This is a genomic window from Amycolatopsis coloradensis (genome assembly GCF_001953865.1).
GTDB classification, from domain to species: Bacteria; Actinomycetota; Actinomycetes; order Mycobacteriales; family Pseudonocardiaceae; genus Amycolatopsis; species Amycolatopsis coloradensis.
Map to the genome: position 1 here is coordinate 269,001 of NZ_MQUQ01000003.1, position 15,291 is coordinate 284,291.

12 protein-coding genes are annotated in these 15,291 nt (G+C 69.6%); 2 read left to right on the plus strand and 10 right to left on the minus strand.

What is annotated here, in order from left to right; all coding sequences use genetic code 11:
• Nucleotides 1–17: 17 nt before the first annotated feature.
• Entirely contained in the window at nt 18–872 is an 855-nt protein-coding gene (locus BS329_RS04820) for an AraC family transcriptional regulator (protein ID WP_076155993.1), read from the minus strand.
• A 173-nt stretch (nt 873–1,045) separates the two neighbouring features.
• Here BS329_RS04820 and BS329_RS04825 point away from each other — a divergent pair, with 173 nt between their 5' ends.
• Complete coding sequence (locus tag BS329_RS04825) at nt 1,046–1,546, plus strand: DUF6319 family protein (protein WP_076155994.1); 501 nt, start codon at nt 1,046–1,048, stop codon at nt 1,544–1,546.
• Nucleotides 1,547–1,602: 56 nt separating this feature from the next.
• On the opposite strand, the gene BS329_RS04830 is transcribed toward BS329_RS04825, so the two are convergent.
• Nucleotides 1,603–1,938 (minus strand): cupin domain-containing protein, encoded by a 336-nt coding sequence (locus BS329_RS04830; RefSeq protein ID WP_076155996.1) that lies wholly within the window; start codon nt 1,936–1,938, stop codon nt 1,603–1,605.
• The gene (locus BS329_RS04835) at nt 1,935–3,239 is read right to left on the minus strand and encodes an MFS transporter (RefSeq protein WP_076156841.1); all 1,305 of its coding nucleotides are present in this window, start codon (nt 3,237–3,239) and stop codon (nt 1,935–1,937) included. Before BS329_RS04835 ends, BS329_RS04830 begins: the two co-directional genes overlap by 4 nt.
• A 108-nt stretch (nt 3,240–3,347) precedes the next feature.
• On the opposite strand from BS329_RS04835, the gene BS329_RS04840 reads away from it, so the two are divergent.
• Nucleotides 3,348–4,028: a DUF2848 domain-containing protein gene (locus BS329_RS04840; protein WP_076155997.1), complete on the plus strand. Its 681-nt coding sequence runs from the start codon at nt 3,348–3,350 to the stop codon at nt 4,026–4,028.
• 80 nt (nt 4,029–4,108) lie between these two features.
• On the opposite strand, the gene BS329_RS04845 is transcribed toward BS329_RS04840, so the two are convergent.
• From BS329_RS04845 to BS329_RS04875, 7 genes are all read right to left on the minus strand, one after another.
• Nucleotides 4,109–5,566 (minus strand): peptide MFS transporter, encoded by a 1,458-nt coding sequence (locus BS329_RS04845; protein WP_076155999.1) that lies wholly within the window; start codon nt 5,564–5,566, stop codon nt 4,109–4,111.
• Nucleotides 5,567–5,667: 101 nt separating this feature from the next.
• Nucleotides 5,668–6,909, minus strand: coding sequence for an MFS transporter (locus tag BS329_RS04850; RefSeq protein ID WP_076156000.1), 1,242 nt, complete (start codon nt 6,907–6,909; stop codon nt 5,668–5,670).
• A 62-nt stretch (nt 6,910–6,971) separates the two neighbouring features.
• Nucleotides 6,972–8,291 carry a preATP grasp domain-containing protein gene (locus BS329_RS04855; protein WP_076156002.1) on the minus strand — a complete coding sequence of 440 codons (1,320 nt, stop codon included), beginning with the start codon at nt 8,289–8,291 and terminating at the stop codon, nt 6,972–6,974.
• A 45-nt stretch (nt 8,292–8,336) separates the two neighbouring features.
• Nucleotides 8,337–9,557 (minus strand): 3-deoxy-7-phosphoheptulonate synthase, encoded by a 1,221-nt coding sequence (locus BS329_RS04860; protein ID WP_084749432.1) that lies wholly within the window; start codon nt 9,555–9,557, stop codon nt 8,337–8,339.
• Between the two features lie 3 nt (nt 9,558–9,560).
• The gene (locus BS329_RS04865) at nt 9,561–11,459 is read right to left on the minus strand and encodes an anthranilate synthase family protein (RefSeq protein ID WP_076156003.1); all 1,899 of its coding nucleotides are present in this window, start codon (nt 11,457–11,459) and stop codon (nt 9,561–9,563) included.
• The gene (locus tag BS329_RS04870; RefSeq protein ID WP_076156005.1) at nt 11,447–12,193 is read right to left on the minus strand and encodes an alpha/beta fold hydrolase; all 747 of its coding nucleotides are present in this window, start codon (nt 12,191–12,193) and stop codon (nt 11,447–11,449) included. The genes BS329_RS04865 and BS329_RS04870 overlap by 13 nt, the downstream gene beginning before the upstream one ends.
• Nucleotides 12,190–15,291, minus strand: coding sequence for a non-ribosomal peptide synthetase (locus BS329_RS04875; RefSeq protein ID WP_076156006.1), 3,102 nt, complete (start codon nt 15,289–15,291; stop codon nt 12,190–12,192). Before BS329_RS04875 ends, BS329_RS04870 begins: the two co-directional genes overlap by 4 nt.

Sequence of the window (15,291 nt, forward strand, 5' to 3'; positions counted from 1 at the left end):
CCCCTTCATCGCATCGGTCAGACGGGTTCGACGGGCAGCCAAAGCTCACAGGTGGCGGTTCCGAAATCGTCCGAGTGCTTCAGGATCGTGACGATCGACGGTCCCGGCCGCAGCCGCCACGGGTTGGACGGGAACCACTCGGTCGCCGTCGCCGCCCACACCTTCTGCAACGCCTCCGGATGAGGACCTTCGGTACGGAAGACCGCCCACCGCCCGGACGGCACTTCGATGACGTCGAGATCGGCGGGCGGTTCACCGGCGACGGCGACCCCGTGCAGATAGGTCAGCTCGGCGCCGTCCGGATCGAGGGCGTCGCTGACCTGCAGCAGGCCCGGCGGCTCGGTGTCGCTGAGCGCTTTCAGCCGGGCGTGCGCCTCCGGCGGCAACGCGGTGATGTGCCGCCGGATGTGCGGATTGACGCCCTCGTGGACGAGCGGGACGCGGGTCGCGTGCCCGACGAGGCGGAACGCGGGGCGGTCGGCGATTCGGGTTTCCATGGGGATGCTCCCTTCGACGCTCAGGCGGAACCTGAGCCGCGGTTGTGTGCGAAGGGGGCCTCCGTCGCGGCGGACGTCACCGGGACCAGCGCCGTGGACCGCGCGGAACGCCCTGCCGAACGCCTCGGTCGAGCCGTAGCCGTAGCGGACGGCGATGCTCAGCAGATCGTCCTCGCCCCGGACGACGTCGGCGACGGCGGCGGTCATACGGCGACGGCGGACGTACTCCGACAGCGGCATTCCCGCCAGCGACGAGAACATCCGGCGCAGGTGGTACTCGGTCGTGCCGAGCGCCCTGGCGTGCCCCGCGAGGTCGAGCTCGTCGGCGAGGTGCTCCTCCACCAGGTCGGCGAGCCGGTTCAGTGCCGAGATCACGAGGCCTCCCTTCCCCGCCGACTCTGACGGAACGCACCCGGACCACGCCCGATCACCGCGAACCGATCCGATCATGCGACACGCTTAGCACACCCTGCCGCGCGACAGTCGAACGCCTGTTCTAGGATGTGCCGGGTACCACCCCACACCCGGGCAAGGAGACGACACCGACGATGACCGTGGATGCCTTGACACGCACTGACGCCGTGTCCGAAGAAGCGGCTACTGAAGCGCCCGTCGACTCGAAGCCGCAGGCAGAGTCCACCGAGACGGCCGAGAACGCGACGGCCACCGAGGCCGGGGACGCCCCGGCCGAGGACAAGACGGAAAGCCCCGCCGAAGCCACGGCGGAGTCTCCCAAGCCCAAGCGTGGCCGCCCGAAGGTCGCCACGACGGCGAAGAAGACCCGCACCGTCGAGCTGATCCTCACGGTCACCGGCACCGCCGACGGCGAGTGGCAGGCCGAACTCAAGAACGGCAGCAAGTGGGTGGCGAAGGGTCTCGAGATCCCGGCCGCCGCCGTGTCCCGTGCCGCCAAGGAGCTGCACTCGGACCTGTCGGGTCCGATCGACGAGGTCATCAACGCGGCCCGCGAGCTTCAGGCCGCGAAGGTCGCCCAGCTCGAAGCCGAGCTGGAGAAGGCGAAGCTGGCTCTGGCCGAGCTGGACGCGTAAGACTTTCCTCCCGACCGGGGCGGACGCTGGAACTTCAGTGTCCGCCCCGGTTTCTTTCACCCGCCGATCGGCGGCCGTCCCGGCAGTGGTGTCTTGAACTCGACCCACTGACTGTCCACAAGGGCCTCAACGCTGTGCGGGACACCGCGTGGATGGACGATCGTCTCGCCTGCTTCCAGCGTCACGTCCCGTCCGTCGAGTGTGCCGCGCAGCGAACCCGAGACCAGGTACACGATGCTGTCGTGATCGTGGCTGTGCACAGGGGACGCGACACCGGCCGGATAGAAGATCTCGTACGCCAGACCACCTTCGGCCGTGGCGAGCGTCCGGAACCGGCCCTGTCCGCCGATCAGCGACTGACCCTCCACTGTGGACATCGGCTGCCAGCTCATCGCACGGGCTCCAGCGCCGCTTCCTCCTCGCGATCCGGGTCACGGGCGAGGACGACGCCGACGATGCTGACGACCGCCGTCGCGAGCAGGTACACGCCGATCGCGACCCAGGTGTCATAACCGGCGAGCAACGCGGTGAACAGCAGCGGCGCCGGCGCCCCGCCGATGACCCCGGCGAGGGTGTAGGCGAGTGAGCTGCCGGTGTAGCGCAGGCGCGGCGAGAACTGCTCGGTGACGAGCGCGGCCTGCGGCCCGTACAACGCGGCGTGGATGACCAGCGCGAGCACGATACCGGTCACCAGCATGAAGAACGAACCGCCGCTGACCATCGGGAAGAACACGAACGGCCAGATCCCGGCGGCGATGGTCGCGACCAGGTACATCTTGCGCCGCGAGACCCGGTCCGAGAGCGCGCCGAACAGCGGCATCAAGAACAGCTGGAACGCCGAACCGATCATCACCGCGGCCAGCCCGGCGCCGCGCGAGAGGTCGGTGTGCGTGGTGACGTAGGTGAGGACGAAGACGGTGAACAGCGCGTACAGCACGTCCGGGCAGACGCGGATCAGCACGGCCGCGACCAGTGCGCGGCGTTCCGTCCGGAAGACCTCGGAGATCGGCGCCGACGAACGTTCGCCGCGCTCCTGGATCTGTTTGAAGACCGGCGTTTCCTCCAGTTTGAGCCGGATCCACAGGCCAAAACCGACCAGCGCGCCCGACAGCAGGAACGCGATCCGCCAGCCCCAGCTGTTGAACTGGTCTTCGGTGAGCAGCGCGGCGAGGACGGCGAGAACACCGTTGGCGAGCAGGTTTCCCGCGGGCGGGCCGATCTGCGCGGCCGACGCCCAGAACCCGCGTTTACCCGGATCCCCGAACTCACTCGACAGCAGGACGGCGCCACCCCATTCGCCGCCGATGCCGACACCCTGCGCGAACCGCAGCAACACGAGCAGGACGGCCGCGAAGCCGCCGATGGTCTCGTACGTCGGCAGGACACCGATGAGGAACGTCGCGACGCCGGTGAGCACGAGCGTCATGACCAGGATCCGTTTGCGGCCGAGCACGTCGCCGAGGCGGCCGAAGAGGAACCCGCCGAGCGGCCGCGCGAGGTAGCCGACGGCGTAGGTGGAGAACGCCGCCATCGTGCTCGCGAGCTGGTCTTCCGAGGGGAAGAAGAGGTGCCCGAAGATCGTCGCGGCCGCCACCGAGTAAGCCGCGAAGTCGTACCACTCGAGCGCTGTTCCCGAGAGGCTGGCCGCGAAGGCCTTGTGCAGCGAGCGCCGGTCACCGGCTGGTGAGGTCATGTCCACATCCCGTCAGTTCGAGGTCCTCAACCCCGCCGGGAGGGGTTGAATTGCGGATATACTCCTTGTATACAAGCTGTATGCGCAACCCCCAATCTCGGAGGAAAGATGCCTGAGCTGCGTTTCACCCTTCCCGACGGCCAGGAGCGGCGGACCGAGGTCCACACGCTGCTGAACGCCGGATACGCCGGTCGCAGCCAGGAAGACGTCGCCGCCCACGTGGCCGAACTGGCCGAACTCGGCGTCCCCGCGCCTTCGGTGATCCCGGCGCTCTACCCGGTCGCGCCATACCTGGCGAGCCAGACGGGCGAGGTCCCCGTGCAGCACGGGCGGACCTCCGGCGAGGCCGAATGGGCCATCGTCATCACCGGCCCCGCGCCCGAGGACGTCCTCCTGACCGCCGCCTGCGACCACACCGACCGGGCGCTGGAAGCGCACGGCGTCGCGTGGAGCAAGAACGCCGGCCCCGACGTCCTCGCCGCCAAAGCCTGGCGTCTCGTCGACGTCCAAGACCGGCTCGACGACCTCACGCTGTCCGCTTGGGCCGGGGAAACCCTTATTCAGCAAGGAAAACTGGTCGAACTGCTGCCGCCGTCATACTGGCTGGACGTACTGCGCGAGCGCGGCCTGCACGCTCCGGGCACCGTGCTGATCTCGGGGACCATCCCGATGGTGCACGGCGTCGACCAGTTCGCCGACTCCTGGCGCGTGGAACTGGGCGACCCGGCGACCGGCGAGACCATCGACCTCGCCTACAGCGTGCGGCGACTGCCCGAACCGATCGGCTGAGGTGCAGCGAAAGGGCCCTTCACCGCGTCCTATGCGGTGAAGGGCCCTTTCGCTGCACCTCCGAGGGTCGCTCCTCAGCGTCAGTGAACACCCTTCATCAGCTTGCGGATCAAGGGCGTGCCGAAGAACAACAGGACGCCGATGGCGATCGCGACCCCGCCGATGACCCCGAAATACGGCACCTCGTCCTGCGTGTCGTAGTACTCCGCGAGTTTGCCGGACATCGCCGTACCGAACGAGATGGACAGGAAGTTCAGGGCGACCATCTGCGTGCGGAAGGCCGTCGGCGCCAGCTTCGTGGACAGCGAAAGCCCCACCGGGGAAAGGAACAGCTCGGCGGCGGTGAACACGAAGAGAATGCCGACCAGCGCGATCAGCGGGCTGCCGTTCGCCCCTGTCCCCGCCATCGGCAGGAACAGCAGGAACGCCGCGCCCATCAGCACCGTGCCGAAGACGAACTTCATCGGCGAGGACGGCTGGCGGGGGCCGAGTTTCGTCCAGATCGCGGCGAAGATCGGGGCGAAGACGATGACGAACACCGCGACGATGGAGTTGACCCAGGCCACCGGCATCTGCCAGCCGAACAGGTCCCGGTCGAGCCGCTGGTCGGTGTAGGCCTGCACGACGGTGAACTGCTGCTGGTACAGCGAAAAGAACGCCGCGCTGGCGATGAACATCGGGATGAACGAGTACACCCGGCTGCGTTCGTCCGCGGTGATCTTCTTGCTGCTCAGGATCACGACGAAGTAGATCACCGAAATGAGGCCGACCAGCCACACCACGATGTTCGCGAGGTTTTCCGCCCGGATCACACCGGTGAGCACCAGCACGACGACCAGCACGGCCGCCACGAGCACCGCGCCGCCGACGAGCACGCGCTGCGAGGCGGGCAGCGGATTGGGGATCTCCCGCGCCTTCTCGCCGAGGTTCCTACGGCCGATCGTGTACTGGATCAGGCCCAGCGCCATCCCGATCGCCGCCAGGCCGAAGCCGATGTGGAAACCGAATTCCTTCTGGGCGAGCCCGGTCAGCAACGGCCCGACGAAAGCACCGATGTTGATGCCCATGTAGAAGAGGGTGAACCCGCCGTCACGTCGCTCGTCGTCGGCGGCGTAGAGCGTCCCGACGATCGCCGTGGCGTTGGACTTCAGCCCGCCACTGCCGATGGCCACGCAAGCGAGACCGACGCCGATCCCGACGAAGCCCGGCAACAACGCCAGACTGATATGCCCGATCATGATCAGGACCGCGCTGTAGAACAGCGTCCGTTCCGAACCGAACAACCGGTCGGCCACCCAAGCACCGACGACCGCCGACAGGTAGACGAGACCGCCGTAGGCACCCACGATGCCCAGCGCGGTTTCCTGCGCCATGCCGAGACCGCCACGGGAGGCCTCGTAATACAGGTAGATCGCGAGGATCCCCTGCATACCGTAGAAGGAGAAGCGTTCCCACATCTCCACGCCGAACAGGTTCGCGAGCCCTCGTGGGTGCCCGAAGAACCTGGTGTCACGCTGGACCTCGGTAGAGGTACTCACCACACTCGTCCTTGTCTAGACAGCGTTGTCAAATGGCATGGTAGAAGGCCGATGCGTGATCACTCCACCGGCCTCGGAACGCCATCCGCCGGAAGACCGGATCAGGCCTTTTCGCCGTCTTCGCAGGCCCCGGCCCCCGCAGTGGCCAATTCGGCTTCCGGTGCGCTTCGATCGCCGCGGCGGGGTCGCAATTCGGCGAGCGCGCTGGCCACGGTCAGCAGCAGTGTCAGCACCGCCGCGCCGATCATGGCGGTGACCGGCGTGAACGAGGCGAGCACCAGCGCCGTGAGCGTCGCGGTGAGCGTGTATCCGATGCCCTGGACCGCGTACATGACCGAGTAACCGGCGGTCTGTGCCGACTCGGGCAGGCTTTCACGCAGGGTGAGGTTGCGGGTCACGGCCACCGCCGCCTGGCACAGGCCACCGACGACCAGCACGACCGCGATCCCGGCCAGTCCCGGCATGACGGCGATCAGCGCCACGCAGCCGGACATGGCGACCAACAGCACCAGGCTCTGCGCGCGCAAGCTGCCCGGCCACTTCCGGAGGCCGTAGACGAACGCGCCGACGGCGCTGGCCACCGAGAAGACCGTCAGCAGCACACCCGCCCAGCCTGCCTGGAACTGCCGGAACTCCAGCAACGGCGTCAGGATCAGCTCCGCCGACGACAGCAACGCCATGGACGCCGCACTGGTCAGGTAGATCGGCCAGGCTGCGAACAGTTCCCTGGCGTGTCCGGAAACCCGCGCCGACGGCTTGGCCGCCGTCGCGGGCGCCGTGCCGTCGCCGCGGAGCAGCAGGAGGGTCAAGGCGGCGATCGCCATGCACACCGCCGCCACCGCCATCGGGGCGCTCGCGCCGGTCCACAACGCCAGCGACACCGCCAGCCCCGGCGCGACCGCCCAGATCGCCTGGGTCAACGTCGATTCGGCGCTCAACGCGCTCGCCACCGCCGCTTCGTCGACAAGGCGGGTCAGCATCGTCCGCATCCCGCCCGGGCTGGCCGCGGGCGCCGCGCCGGCGAGTCCCGCCAGCACGACCAAGAGCGGATTGGGCGCCGAGGGCGCCAGCGCGAGCATCCCGAAGGACACCGCCCCCACGCCCAGCCCGAGTGAGATCGCGCCGCGGCGGCGGCTGAACGGACGCGTTCCGATGACCAGCGCGCCGACGACCTCGCCGACCACATAGGCGGCGGCGAGTGTCGCGCCGAGCGAATAGCCGCCCGGGCGATCCCGCACCAGGAAGACCAACCCGAGCGGTGCCATCGCGATGGGCAGCCGCGCCACTATCGCGACGAGCGCCCAAGCGACAATCGACTTCTTCGCGAGCCCCCGATACCCCATTGCCGTCCGCTCCTCCCCGCCGAAGCAATACCTCAGCGACCCTAGCTTCCAGTAGTCGGTTGTCAACCGAACGTGAGTCGGTTGATCCGTTCCTCGATTTCCGTCGCGTGCTCGAAACTCTCACCGATCAGGCAGTATTCGACCGTTCCGCCGGTCACGTCGTCGGAGGTGATGACGACGCCGGTGCGCCGGTCACGATCGAAGGCGAGATCGTGCTCCCGCAACGCCGCCAGCGCGTGGTCGAACGAGGGAACCGGCCAGAAATGCCGTTGCATCACCACACGTTCGGTGAGGAAGCGGGGCCCCACCAGGTGCTGGGTCAGCCGCGTGACGTGGGTCGAGCCGCCGACCCTGCCGTTCACCTCGTTGAGCAGGATCTCCCCGCCGGGGGAGACGATCCCGTCGATACTGATCAGCCCGCGGTACCCCATGCCGTGAATGGCCTGGCACAGATTCTCGGCGGCTCCGAGGAATCCCGGCCACGCCGGATGGGAAGCGGACTGCGCGGGAATGACGAGGCCGTTGAAAATCGGCTTGGTCAGCATTTCGCCGTGCCCGAACTGCGCCACTCCTTCGTCGGTGATGCTCATTTCGACGTAAACCGGCGTGCAGTCCGGGAGATAGTGCTCGATCACGACCCGGCGCCGGTCCTCGCCCGAGTACCACGGCCAGCGACGGGTGACCAGTTCGTGCAGTGCCTCCCGGTCGGCGGCGATCAGCACCTGCGGCGCGCCGATCGGGTCGACCCCCTCACGCGGGCTGATGATCTCGTTGCCGAAGCCGCCGACGTGCTGGTCCTGTTTGACGATGGCGCAGCGCCCGTCCGAGAGCAGCTCCCACAGATACTCCTCGGCCGCCTCGCGATCCCGCACCACCCTGCCTTCGGCGATCGGGCAGCCTGTTCCGCCCGCCAGCGCCCGGAACACCGACTTGCTGTTCAGCAGATCGCTGCCACCCTGTCCGACGAAACCGAATCCGGGCGTGCACCGCTGAAGCCCCAGTCTCCGGGTGAGCCGGGTCATGACCTCGTCGAAGATGATCGGGACCACCCGGACGGCCCCCGTCTTCTCGACGTGCGCGGCCAGATCGCGGTGGAACTCGGCGTTCTCGAGCCGGTCCGAGGAGAGGACGTCGACCCCGTACCGCCCGGGTGGCGGGGCGAGGATGTGCACGGTGGCGAGATCGACGTCCATCAGCTCGGTGAGATACCGGCTGAACGGCTCGCTGGGCGCGTGCGGGACGACGAGGATGTCTCCTTCGCCGACGTACCAGAGCATGCGCTGAGCCGTGTAGCCGGCGAACCGCCGTTGCTCGGGGGTCATCGCCCCGAGATCACCGACCATCTGCTCGGTGCGGTTGTTGGCGACGAATACGGTGGACATGTCGATTTCACTCCTTTGTCGGTAGAGGGGCGGCCGCGCGCTGCGTCAGCCCGGCCACGCGGTCGCCACCAGCCGCGCCTGGTCGGTGTTGAGCCGCGGGTCGCACAGTGGCTCGGTGCCGTCGGGCAGTTCGGCCAGTTCCGTCTCGTCGAGCACGCATTCGACGACGTCTTCGGGGGTGGCCTCCAGATGCAGCCCGCCCGCCACCCCCTGCTCCCCCCGGACCGCCGCGTGGAACCCGAGCACCTCACGGATCAGCGAACCGACCAATCGGCTCTTCCGTCCTCGCGCACCGCGAAAGGTGTTGCCGTGCATGGGATCGCACAACCAGATGACCGGATGTCCGGCACGCCGGACCGCGGTGACCAGTTCGGGGAGCCGGGTGCTGACCAGGCTCGCTCCCAGCCGGATGATCAGGGTGAGCCTGCCGGGCTCCCGTCGCGGGTCGAGCCGTTCGCACAGCGCGACCAGCTCGTTCGCGGTCATGGCGGGCCCGACCTTGCACGCCACCGGATTCCTGATGCGGGACAGCAGGTGGACATGGGCGCCGTCGAGCCGCCGGGTCCGTTCACCGACCCACGGCCAGTGCGTCGAGGTCAGGATCAGATCGTCGTCCTGCCGCCGCAGCAGCGGCAGTTCGTAGTCGAGGACGAGCGCTTCGTGGCTGGTCCAGACCCGCGGTGAGTTCAACTCCCCGGCCGCGGGACGGCCACGGCGGAGTGCCTCGACGACGTCGGCCGCCGCGCGGTAGCCGGCCAGCAGGCGGCGTGGGTCCGGGACCCGCGTGCGCGCGTCGAACTCGGGACCGTTCACCAGATGGCCGCGAAAGGCCGGGAGTTCACATCCGTCCCGTACCTCGGTGGGCTGTGACCGGGGCTTGGCGAACTGCCCTCCGAGCCGGCCGGCCAGCACGACGGGGCGGCCCGAACGTTCGCTCATGACGTCACCGAGCGAGGCCAGCATCTCAGCCCGGCGAGCCACGTGCTCGGCGGTGGCGTGCGCGGGATCCTCGGCGCAATCGCCGGCCTGCAGCACCCGCAGCCTGCCCTCGGCGACACCCGCGAGCATGCCTCGCAGTTCGTCGATCTCCGCACCGGTGACCAGGTCGGGGGCGGCGCCTAGCTCCTCCCGCACCGCCGCGAGCGCCGTGTGGTCGGGCCAGGACGGTTGTTGCTCGGCCGGACGGGCTCGCAATGCCCGGAGCTCGGTGTCGGGCGCGGGGGCCGAGTGCCCGACGCCGAGGAGGCTGGTGGGTACGACAGACATCACTCATTCCTTCGCACTGGAGACTCGGTTGATCCGGTCGGCGATGCGCACGCCCGGCCACAGAACGGTGGTGACGAGATTGCGGAGCAGCGTGGGGCCGTGTTCGGTGAGCAGTGACTCCGGGTGGAACTGCACCGAGGTGAATCCGGGACCGCTCAGCGCGTGCACCTCGCCGGTGGGCTCGTCCCGGCAGATCCGCACCGGCTCCGCGCATCGAGCGCTGAGCAGGTGCGAGGTGTCCGCGTGCGCGGCGAAGGTGTTGTAGAACCCGGCGTCGACCGGTTCGCCGAACAGGTCGATGTGGTGCCGAACGCCTTGATTCGGTTCCGGCCTGCGGTGGATCTCGAGGCCGAGCAGCCTGCTCAGCACCTGATGCGAAAGGCAGACCGCCACGAACGGCTTGCGCGCGTCGAGCAGATCCTCTATCAAGGCGTGCAGGCGGGCGATCTTCGGCTCATCGACGTCGCCCGGGTCACCCGGCCCCGGTCCGGGTATCACGACATGGAACCCGTGGCGGGCGGGGACGTCACGCCAATGTGCGACGGTCACGCCCAGCCCGAGCGCGCGCAGCTGGCAAGCCAGCATCGCGGTGAACGTGTCCTCGTTGTCCACCACCAATGCGCGGAGCCCGGCGAGTTCCGGCGCCAGCCAGTCCTGCTCCCTGTCCCGGTGCAGCCAGAACCGCGCCAGCCCGGCGTTGCGGGCGGTCAGCAGACGGCGTACCTCGGGATGCTCGGTCGATCCGGCGGGCGCGGCGGCCGTGGCTCGCTTCTCCCCGCGCAGCGCCGACAGGAAACCCGCGGCCTTCGCGCGGGTCTCGGCGACTTCGCTCACCGGATCGGAGTGACGGACCAGTGTCGCGCCGACACCGAGGCTCAGTTCGCCGGCCGCGGACAGCTCGGCCGTGCGGATCAGGATCGCCGAGTCCACTGTGGACCGACCGGAGGCGTCGCGTTCGAGTAGCGCCGCCACCCCGCTGTAATAGCCGCGCCCGGTGCGTTCGTGTCTGCGCACCACCGCGCAGGCGTTCTCGACCGGGCTGCCGGTCACCGTGGGCGCCAGCAGGGTCTGCCGCAGGATCTCACCCGGCGGCTGTCGAGTGCGCCCGCGGACGAAGTACTCGGTATGCGTCAAATGCCTCATCTGGCGCAAATATGGGCCGTCCACCTCGACACCGTCGGGACAAAGGCCCGCCATCATCTTCAGCTCCTCGTCGACGACCATGTAGAGCTCCTCGACCTCTTTGCGGTCGGCGAGGAACTCGAGCACACCGTCGAGGGTCGGCCCGGTGCCGGAGTGCCGGAGTGTGCCGCTGATCGGGTTCATGGTGGCCACGCCGTCTTCGAGGCTCACGTGCCGTTCGGGGCTGGCGCCGACGAACGTTCGCTGTCCGGTGTGGATGAGGAACGTCCAGTGGGCCCCCTCCTCTCCGAGCAGGAGACGCCGGAAGAGCGCCAGCTCGGTCGCCACCGAGAAATCGCGCAGCCGTGCCGAGTACGACCGTTTAATCACGAAGTTCGCCCCGGCACCGGTGCCGATCTCCTCGGCCAGCACGTTCCGGACCAGCTCGGCGTAGGTATCGTCGTCGAGGTCGAACCCGGCCGCCTCGAAGCGCACGTCTTGATCCGGGGTGGTCGCGACGAAGTCCTCGACGGACAGCGAAACACGGTTCTCGACGCGCATCGCCAGCAGCGGTGTGCCGTCGTCGTGGCACGCGTACCCGCGTTCGGCGACCTGCCGGAACGGGATGAGGGCCAGTGTCGGCCGCCCGTCGGTGTCCTCCAGCCCGGCGAGTTCCGCCACCTCGGCCACCGGCCCCCGGAACACTTCGAGGATTCCCGCCCCGGTGACCGAGGGCCGGTACAGCAGCGCGAACGGCTCGCCGTCGTTCAGGTCGTCCATGTCTTCCCCCCGATCGGTTCTCCACCATTCGCGAACACCTGCCGCAGGAAGTCCTCGACGTGCCCGGCAGTCGCCGGCAGCCGGGCCGGTCCGAGAACCTCGAAATGGCCCCCCTCGATCACCCGGGTGGTCAGCCGCGCCGACAACCGCGTCCAGTCGGCACGCTGCCGGGACTCCGGGCCGTCGGCGCAGGCGAGCAACAGCGCGGGTCCGTCGTAGTGGACGGTCACCGCGTGCTTCGCCGCGGCGTGGACGTGCGCCTCCGCGGTTCGACGGAACCGAGCTCGTTCCGCTTCCGACGCCGTCCTCGGCAGCGTGTCCTCGATCGCCTCGGTGAAGGCCTCGAGACCGGAGCCGGACGGCAGTGCCACGAAACTGTCGATCAGGACGACCGCGGCGGCGTGCCCGCTCCGCTCGGCCAGCCGCGCGGCGACCTCCCAGGCCAGCACGCCGCCGAGGGACCAGCCGACGAGCGCGTCGGGCGGCGACGGCAAGGCGAGGATCGCGTCCAGGCAGCGTGCGACCATGGCCGGGACGTCGGTGTCCGGTTCCTCGCCGTCGGCCAGACCGGCCGCGCGCAGGGCGTGGACGTCGCCATGGCGGACCAGTGACCCGGCCAGGCCGAGGTAGGGCAGGATGCCGCCGCCCGCGGGCGGGAGCGCCACCAGTCCGCGTCCGGTTCCCCCGGAGCCGAGCTTGTGCACGAGGGGCGGGCGGACGCCTGCCGCGGTCACGGCCTGCCCCGTTCCACCTCGACATGGGCCGCCAGCGCGCGAACGGTCGGCTCGCGGAAGAAGTCGAGTACCGGCACGGAAACGCCGTACTCGTCCGCCACCTGGCTCAGCACGGTGACGACGTTCAGCGAGTGCGCCCCGGCTTCGACGAGCGAGCCGCCGAGCGGGACCGGCACGCGCAGCACGTCTTCCCACAGCGCGCGAAGTTCGGCTTCGAGCGGCGTGGGCGGCGCCTCCGTGCCGTCCACCACCGGTTCACCGGCGGCCGCGTCGCCCGCCTTGCGCACCAGGGCGGCGCGATCGAGTTTCCCGGTGAATCCAGTCGGTACCGAATCGATCGGGAAGACCTTCGCGGGCACCATGTACCCCGGCAGCCGCCTGGCCAGCGCGGCCCGCACTTCCCCGGGCTCGGCCGGGTCCTCCGCCGGGACGAAGAACAGCAGCAGGCGCCTGCCCGGTTCCGGTCCGACGGCGGCGACGGCACGCCGCACGCCGTCGAGGGCGTTCGCGGCCGCCTCGATCTCGCCGAGCTCCACCCGGTACCCGCGGATCTTCACCTGGCCGTCCTCGCGGCCGAGGTAGACGAGCGTCCCGGAGTCGTCGACGAGCGCCTGGTCGCCGGTCCGGTACTCGCCGTCGACGAACCGCTCCGCGGTGCGTTCCGGGTCGTTCACGTAACCCAGCGCCGGTGCGACACCGCCGAGCATCAGCTCACCGGCGACGCCGCACGGCGCCAGGTGCCCGGTCACGTCGACGACCCTCGCCGACACCGCGGGCAGCGGGCGGCCGATCGGCGCGTGCACCGGCCACGGCTGGGCGGAGGCCTCGAAGATCGCGGCGGTGGTTACGTGTGTTTCGGTCGGCCCGTACATGTTCACCAGCGCGATATGCGGCCGTTCGGCGAAGAACCGCTGCACCCCTTCGTCCGCCACCACCTGTTCGCCCGCGACGCACAGGAAACGCAGGTCCGGCAGCCTGTCCCCGGCCGTCCGCACGGACCGGGTGAACGCCCCGAGCGCGGCGGACGGCAGATAGACGTGGGTCACGCCGGTCACCGCCACCCGGCGGGCCAGCGCCGGGAGGTCCTGTCGGTCGACAGGACGCCGCGACACGAGCGTCCCCCCGGCCAGCAACGTCGGCATGATCTCCTGGAACGAGACGTCGAAACCGAGCGGCGCGTACTGCAGGAACCGGGTGTCCGCGTCCATCCGCAGCGCGCCGATCTGCCAGGTCGTGAGGTTCGCCAGCGGCGCGTTGGCCATGAGCACGCCCTTGGGCCGTCCGGTGGACCCGGAGGTGAACATCGCGTATACGCCGTACTCGCGATGGTCGGCCTCGCTCGGTTCCGTCGGGGTGCCCAGGAGTTCCCCGACGCCGAACACACGCGCGCCGGGCACCTCGCCTGTCCCGACGACCGTCCGGCAGCGAGCCCGCCCGACCATCTCCGCCACCCGTCCGGCGGGGAGCTCGAGGTCGAGCGGGAGATAGCCGGCGCGGCGCGCGAGCACGGCGAGTACCGCGATCACGCTGTCGGGCAGGTTGTCGGCCGTGACGCCGACGATGTCGCCGGGGCCGACACCCCGCTCGGCGAGCCCGCCGGTGACGGCGCGGACCCGCGCGGCGAGTTCGCCGTAGCTGACCCGGGTCCGGCCTTCCTCGATGGCGAGAGCGGCCGGGTCGGCGTCCGCGACTTCGAGCACACGCCGGGCGAAGTCGCAGTCGAATCGAGGGGTCCCTTCGAGCGCGGGGACCACCGGGCCGTCGGAAAACAACTCGCGCAGGGTGACGCCGCGGCCGGTGTACGCCGTCCCGGCGATCGCCGACCGCAACGAATCGACGTAACCGGAGACGACGGGGCCGGGCAGCAGCCGGAGATCGTGTTCGACCTCCAGTATCCAGCCTTCGCGGCTCGGCCTGACCCACAGCAACAGATCGAACTTCGCGGTCCCGTTGCCGTGCTGGCGCATCGACCGGACCGGCGCGTCCGCCGCGGTGGTAACTGGTTCCTGCATGGTGACGAGCGTGGTGAAGATCGGATTGCGGTTGCCCGCGCGTTCCGGCATCACGTGCCGCGCCACCTTGCTCAGCGGGACGACCGAATCCATGAGAACCCGTTCCACCTCCGGAAGCACCACATCACAGGCGAAATCGGCGAACGACTGTCCCCAGTGGACATTCACGGCCAGCGGCACGGTGTTGACGAAGTACCCGCACAGGTCGTATGCCCGCGGGGTCCGCCGGGTCATCACGGTGGCCCCGAATACGACGGACTCGACGTCGGCGTGCCGCGCCAGCGTCACCGAGTGCAACGCGGAGAAGTAGGTGAAGGGACTGATCTCCAGCTCCCGGCACACCCGGTCGACCACGCCGGACTCCTCGGCGGTGAGCCGGATCTCCCGGCGTTCACCGGTGAACCCGGTCTCCACCGGACGGGCCGGTACCGGGTACAGCACGGTCGCCGGTGCCCGGCGGAGACGTTCGGCCAGCGCGGCCGCCGCCGTGTCGGCCCGCTCGGTCCCGGCCTCGGACAACTGTCTTCCGAGTTCCTCGTCGAGCGCCGCTTCCCGCTCGGCGATCAGGGTTTCCCTGTCGAGCCCTCCCCGCAGCGCGGTGTTCAGCTCGCTCAGCAGGACGCCGACCGAATACCCGTCGAACACCGAATGGTGCACCGCCAGCACCAGCACGGCCCGGGTGCCGTCGTCGGCGCGGACGTGCACGGCGCGGACGAGCGGCGGCCGGTCGACCTGGAACACCGTGGCACCCAGCTCGGCGAGCGTGGCGGCGCGGCAGGCGTCGAACTCCGCCGCCGGGACGGCCCACTCGCCGAACGCCCCGGCGGTTTCCCGGCCCGCCGCGACGAGCAAGCCCCCGCCGTCCTGGCCGTCGACGAGCCCCATCCGCAACGCGGGCTGCACGTCGAGGACCGCGGCGAACGCGGCGGCGAGCGTGTCCGGCGGCAGAGCCGGGTCCAGTTCCGCCTCGACGACGATGTTGTACAGATGCGGGACCGCGACGATGCGGTCGAGAGCGAGCAGCTCTCGCTGTGCGTCGGTGAGCGGCAGGACGATCGGTCCCGCGCTCCTCAGTTCGCTTGACAT

Coding starts and splice junctions, on each gene's coding strand:
- BS329_RS04825 (WP_076155994.1), top strand. CDS start 1,046: ATGACCGTGGATGCCTTGACACGCACTGACGCCGTGTCCGAAGAAGCG.
- BS329_RS04835 (WP_076156841.1), bottom strand. CDS start 3,239: ATGACCTCACCAGCCGGTGACCGGCGCTCGCTGCACAAGGCCTTCGCG.
- BS329_RS04840 (WP_076155997.1), top strand. CDS start 3,348: ATGCCTGAGCTGCGTTTCACCCTTCCCGACGGCCAGGAGCGGCGGACC.
- BS329_RS04830 (WP_076155996.1), bottom strand. CDS start 1,938: ATGAGCTGGCAGCCGATGTCCACAGTGGAGGGTCAGTCGCTGATCGGC.
- BS329_RS04875 (WP_076156006.1), bottom strand. CDS start 15,291: ATGTCAAGCGAACTGAGGAGCGCGGGACCGATCGTCCTGCCGCTCACC.
- BS329_RS04860 (WP_084749432.1), bottom strand. CDS start 9,557: ATGTCTGTCGTACCCACCAGCCTCCTCGGCGTCGGGCACTCGGCCCCC.
- BS329_RS04855 (WP_076156002.1), bottom strand. CDS start 8,291: ATGTCCACCGTATTCGTCGCCAACAACCGCACCGAGCAGATGGTCGGT.
- BS329_RS04850 (WP_076156000.1), bottom strand. CDS start 6,909: ATGGGGTATCGGGGGCTCGCGAAGAAGTCGATTGTCGCTTGGGCGCTC.
- BS329_RS04865 (WP_076156003.1), bottom strand. CDS start 11,459: ATGGACGACCTGAACGACGGCGAGCCGTTCGCGCTGCTGTACCGGCCC.